The organism is Microvirga sp. P4_G7, assembly GCF_056401005.1.
The window spans coordinates 1-2,138 of the sequence record NZ_JBFUKD010000633.1 but is presented as its reverse complement, the minus strand read 5'-3'; the positions used below and the strand labels follow the sequence as shown (position 1 = coordinate 2,138).

Annotated in this window: 2 protein-coding genes; both read right to left on the bottom strand. The window is 60.8% G+C overall.

All coding sequences use genetic code 11. The annotated features are described in order from the left end of the window. Window positions 1-596, bottom strand: a 596-nt coding sequence (locus AC1DT3_RS18890; RefSeq protein WP_477466757.1) for an aldehyde dehydrogenase family protein, incomplete at its 3' end; no start/stop codon positions are given. Then, window positions 580-2,138, bottom strand: a 1,559-nt coding sequence (locus AC1DT3_RS18885) for a thiamine pyrophosphate-requiring protein (RefSeq protein ID WP_477466756.1), incomplete at its 5' end; no start/stop codon positions are given. The genes AC1DT3_RS18890 and AC1DT3_RS18885, both read right to left, overlap by 17 nt.

Below are 2,138 nucleotides of genomic sequence, written 5' to 3'. Positions count from 1 at the left end.
AAGGGCGTCAATTCAGACGGTTTGAGCACAACGGCGTTCCCCGCCGCGAGAGCAGGCGCAAACTTAGCTGTCGCCAATACCAAAGGCACATTCCATGGCGAAATGGCTGCAACCACACCGTAGGGTTCAGGCTTGCCGACACTCCAGACATTTGCAGCCGTTGGATAAACCTCTCCATCCGCCTTGTCCGAGCATTCGCCATAGAAGCGCAGTAACTCCGCGGCGACGGGGACGTCGCGGACACGCGTTTCCGCTATGATGCGCGTGGTCGTCACCGCCTCGAGTTGCGCCAGCTCCTCGTTGTGTTGATCGACGAGATCCGCCCAACGCCGCATGACCGCTGCACGTCTGCGCGGTGCGGCCTCGCGCCACCCACTTTCTCGGAACGCCCGCGCTGCACACGAGACCGCCAAATCGACGAGACCAGTGGATGCTCCGCGAAACCGCGCAATTACTTTGGCATCAGATGGTCGCACGATCTCAAGGAAATCGCCGTCTCCATCAACGCGGCGACCATCGACGAAGGAACCAGTCGGTAGCGCAAGCGCGTCGGGAGAGAAAGCAGCGCCATCGAGATGTTCAGCTTGTGCGCGCATAGACCGCCTCGCATATGACGTTGAGCACGGCCTGGCGCCTTTCGTCCCGTACGACCCGCAGCGCTCGCTCGATTGCCGCCGGAAGGTCGGCGGGATCCGTCACTTGCTCGCCGTAGCCGCCCGAGGCCACGACGATTTGCTCGAAATCCGGGGACGGTTCCAGCGTGGCGAATGGCGGCTCGGATTCGGCGGCCGCATATCCTTGCGGGTACATGGACAATGTCGCCCGGTGCACGGCACCCCAGCGCTTGTTGTTGAAGATGACGGTCAGCGTCGGAAGATCCATCGCACGCGACACCATGTGGACCGGAGTCGGATTTCCGAACATATAGACGCCATCACCCACGGCCGCGATCACCGTTGCGTCGGGTTTGCCGAGTTTTGCACCAAGCGCTGCACCCATCGCCCAACCTAGCCCACCTGCGGGGCTGTGAGCAAAGAACTGACCCGGCCCCTGCGAGGTAAGCTCCTCGAGAACGAGCGGGTACTCATTGACGAGAATGGTATCTTCGTCGCGGGCGCGTTCGATGCAGGCTGTGATCCAACGGGGCGTCATGGACTTGGGAATCTCGCCTTGGGAGAACATGCTGCGCGGAGCAAGGCTTGGCCGCTGATGCGCGATCTCGGCGCGCCGAACCGCCGTCGCCTCGCTTGTCGATGCTTCGTCTGGAAGTGTCGAAAAAAGGTGGTTCAGCGCGGTGGCTGCTTCCGCCACAATCGACAAATCGGAAGGGAAGCCTCGAATAGGGTATCGCTGGAAGAGTGGATCCAAGCCGACTTGAACGACGCGAGCCTCGATCTTTCCGACCTCGTCGGGAATCCAAGGCACGTCGCTTTCGAGAACAATGACCAGGTCGGCCTGCTTGAGCAGTGGATTTGGGTTGTAACCGCAATGCATTGGGTGGTTCGTCGGCAGGGCCATGTAACGCGGGCGATACTGCACGACAGGAATAGCAAAACGCYCCGCCAGCCGTGACAGGGCGGACCACAGCTCAGGCTTGTGGCCGGCTGCCGACGTGATGATCATCGGACGCTTTGCATCGGTGAGCCATCCGGCCAAAGTGGCGATTGCCGCTCTGTTGGGGTCTGGCGGCTCACTCCGTACCATTGTCGCTTGCGTAGCGATGTTGGCCCTCTGTTGGGTGGCGGCGAATACTTCGCGCGGGAGTGTTAGGTAAACCGGACCGGGCGGCGAACTTTGCGCGATCGACATCGCGCGATCGACTACCGTCTGGAGTTGGGATGGATGACGAAGCTCATACTCCCATTTCACCAACTCACGGATCATGCCCGACTGGTCGAACATTTCCTGCGCCCAGTTGATGTAGTTGTTGCGACCGCCGAATACACCTGACTCGGTCGCCGGCGTCCGGCCCGCGGCGAGAAGGATCGGGATGTTGAGCCGTGCAGCATTGTAGATGCCGTTAAGTGCATTTGCAGTGCCGAGACCCACATGGACCATGACAGCCTGCATCTGCCCTGTAATCATGTGATGGCCGTGCGCCATAGCGACTGCAACGTTCTCGTGTGGAACGACGACAG